3 protein-coding genes are annotated in these 1,838 nt (G+C 65.7%); 2 read left to right on the forward strand and 1 reads right to left on the reverse strand.

From position 1 onward, the window contains the following. The first annotated feature begins 56 nt into the window (after positions 1 to 56). Positions 57 to 428, forward strand: coding sequence for a gas vesicle protein GvpJ (gene gvpJ, locus WAW17_RS09540; protein WP_422332740.1), 372 nt, complete (start codon positions 57 to 59; stop codon positions 426 to 428). A 435-nt stretch (positions 429 to 863) separates the two neighbouring features. Then, positions 864 to 1,508 carry a dihydrofolate reductase family protein gene (locus WAW17_RS09545; RefSeq protein ID WP_422332741.1) on the forward strand — a complete coding sequence of 215 codons (645 nt, stop codon included), beginning with the start codon at positions 864 to 866 and terminating at the stop codon, positions 1,506 to 1,508. A 64-nt stretch (positions 1,509 to 1,572) separates the two neighbouring features. Here WAW17_RS09545 and WAW17_RS09550 read toward each other — a convergent pair. Next, positions 1,573 to 1,838 (reverse strand): SRPBCC family protein (locus tag WAW17_RS09550; RefSeq protein WP_422332742.1); only part of this gene is annotated, 266 nt, incomplete at its 5' end.

A 1,838-nucleotide genomic window follows, 5' to 3' on the forward strand; every position in this document is an offset into this window, starting at 1 on the left:
CGCAAGCGGAGCGCCCAGGCGAAAACGTCCGGTAGTCGAAAGCGAGGAGCGCAGCGATGACCACAGCAGGAAGTGGCGGCCCGAGTTCGAGCAGCCTGGCCGATGTCGTCGACACCATCTTGGACAAGGGCCTGGTCATCGACGCCTACGTGCGGGTCTCGCTGGTCGGCATCGAACTGCTCACTATCGACGCCCGCATCGTGGTCGCCAGCGTCGACACCTACCTGCGCTTCGCCGAGGCGGTGAACCGACTGGAGATCGGCAGCGAACCCAAGGGACTGGCCGACCTCGTCTCCGATGTGAAGGGCGGCGGCAGCACGAAGTCCAAGACCAAAGGTGTCCTCGAGGGCGTGGGGGAATCGCTCGGTGAGCTGCTCAGCGGATCGGGAACCGAACGCGAACCCGAGCCGCGCCGGAGGCGGAAGTGACCTCCTACGACGCTGACGTGGCCGCTCGCGCCGACGGCCGAGATCTACGTGTAACGGCATCGTGCCCGCGGACGTGCAACCCGAAGGCGACGCCACCGGCATCCACGACGCCCCGATAGAGAAACGCACGCTCGCCGACCGGCCGCTCCGGGGTGGTCCCTGGCCCGCGGATCGTCGGCGCCACGCAGGTCAGTAGACGATCCGCTTGCGGGAACGACGGGACAGAGCTAGTTGGCGGTGTCGCCATCGGCGTCCTCTGCCAAGGAACCATTATCTGGACCTCTGGAGATGCCTCCCGGCATCTCTCGGTGTGGTCGGGTCTCCAAAATTGGCCGGCCCTCGCCGATGAGTCTGTCCGGCCCGCGCAGTCTAACCATCATCACAGTCTTATCATCATCGCAGTCTTACCATCATCAAGAGCGCAGGAGGAGCCGAGTGAATCAGCTGCTGAGAGTCCAGAACTTCACCGTCTCGCGTGACGGATTCGGTGCCGGTGAACACCAGAGCCTCGAGAGGCCGTTCGGTCATGCCGACCCTGGCGACATGTTCGCCTGGGCTGGTGCCACGGCGAGCTGGCCCATGCGCACAGACCCGGGCGGAAGCCGCGGCCTCGACGACTACTTCACGCGAGACTTCGCCCGCAACATCGGCGCCGAGATCATGGGCCGCAACAAATTCAGCCCGCAGCGCGGCCCCTGGCCGGACCATGACTGGCGCGGTTGGTGGGGCGAGGAGCCTCCGTTCCACACCCCGGTATACGTGATGACCCACCACACACGTCCCTCGTTCACCCTCGGCGACACAACGTTCCACTTCGTGGACGCCGATCCTGCGTCGGTCCTCGAGCGGGCACGGGACGCGGCGCAGGGTAAGGACGTCCGACTCGGCGGCGGGGCCACCACGATCCGGCAGTTTCTCGACGCCGACCTCGTCGACACCATGCATGTGGCGGTCTCGCAGGTGGAACTCGGATCCGGTGCGCGACTCTGGGAATCACCCGATGAGCTGCTCGACCGGTTCCACCTCGAGGTCGTGCCCAGCCCGAGTGGCGTGACCCACCACCTGTTCTGGCGAAGGTAGCCGTCTCGGGTTCGATGCCGCTTCTCGTCCTCCGACGCGGAATGGGCATCGGTGGGTGGCGCGATCAGCCCCGCTCGGCGATGCCCACGGCCAGTCGTAGCGCCTTCCGGGCGTATCGACGCCACAAGGGAGCGAGGACGGTGGAGACGACGAATCGCCTTCCCGGCAACGGATAGAACGAGTACGTCCAGCGCACGATCGTACCGGTGCCGTCGGGGGTCATCGTCCACTCGCCGCGCACCTTCCCCACCAAACGGCCCAGCATGTTCGTGAATTCGGTCAACTCGTACGCGAAACTGTGGGGAGCAGTGTATTCCGTCAACGACTCCA

Origin of the sequence: Rhodococcus sp. (in: high G+C Gram-positive bacteria) (assembly GCF_049286785.1) — a bacterium.
Lineage (GTDB): Bacteria > Actinomycetota > Actinomycetes > Mycobacteriales > Mycobacteriaceae > Rhodococcus_F.

What these genes read in the sequence shown, in the direction of transcription:
- gvpJ (WP_422332740.1), top strand. Translation starts at nt 57, where the DNA reads ATGACCACAGCAGGAAGTGGCGGCCCGAGTTCGAGCAGCCTGGCCGAT.